The organism is Mesorhizobium sp. WSM4847 (assembly GCF_055811335.1).
This window is the reverse complement of the sequence record NZ_JBVVPY010000128.1, coordinates 1-314: the sequence shown is the minus strand read 5'-3', so window position 1 is coordinate 314 and position 314 is coordinate 1. Positions and strand designations below refer to the sequence as shown.

Below are 314 nucleotides of genomic sequence, written 5' to 3'. Positions count from 1 at the left end.
CAGCGCGCGCTCTGCCGCAGGACCAGCACCAGCAGTCAAGACGCCCTGCGCCTGATCGATGGCGCGTCCCAGCAAGCTCGGAATGAAAAGCTGCAGCGTGGCGGCAATGAAGGTCGAAACGATGGTGATGGCGACTTGCCAGGGATGGCGCAGCGTCATTCGCACGATACGCAGCAGGGTGCTGAGGCCTTTGCCCCAGGAGGCTTCCGCCACATGGACAAACGATTTGCCGCGCTACGCCGCGCCGCTGGTTGCATCCGTACGCAAGGGAAATACCCAGACCAATCCGGACATTAGCCCGGACGAATGAAGCA

General features: G+C 62.1%; 1 pseudogene. It reads right to left on the bottom strand.

Annotation, left to right across the window (positions count from 1 at the left end):
- Nucleotides 1–213 (bottom strand): annotated as a pseudogene (locus tag AC0L28_RS34825) (ABC transporter ATP-binding protein); the annotation flags it as partial.
- Nucleotides 214–314: the final 101 nt, after the last annotated feature.